The sequence below is a fragment of the Kordia zhangzhouensis genome (assembly GCF_001005305.1).
Classification (GTDB): domain Bacteria; phylum Bacteroidota; class Bacteroidia; order Flavobacteriales; family Flavobacteriaceae; genus Kordia; species Kordia zhangzhouensis.
Genome location: NZ_LBMH01000025.1, coordinates 1 through 318, shown reverse-complemented (window position 1 = coordinate 318; position 318 = coordinate 1). Strand labels below are relative to the sequence as shown.

Below are 318 nucleotides of genomic sequence, written 5' to 3'. Positions count from 1 at the left end.
TATCTCTTCAATGTAAAATGATTGATGAATTCTTTTGGTGTTCCATCAAAAGGATCGATGTATTCCACTCTAAACCAGTAATCATTTGATGGCATTGGTGTTCCATTAAAGGTTCCATCCCAACCTTGTCCCGCAGGACTGATCTGCTTGAGTAGTTTTCCATATCTATCAAAGATATAAATCTTTGCACTCGGCTGATTGCTTAGTCCAATGATATTCCACGTTGGGTGATACTCATCTCCATTTGGGGTAAAGAAGCGCATGTAGTCAATCAATCCAAAGGTACGTACCAATTCTCCACATCCATTAGTATCTCTT

1 protein-coding gene is annotated in these 318 nt (G+C 39.0%); it reads right to left on the bottom strand.

What is annotated here, in order from left to right; all coding sequences use genetic code 11:
• Positions 1 to 318: T9SS type B sorting domain-containing protein (locus tag AA088_RS17365; protein ID WP_046746314.1), on the bottom strand; the 318-nt coding region annotated here is incomplete at both ends.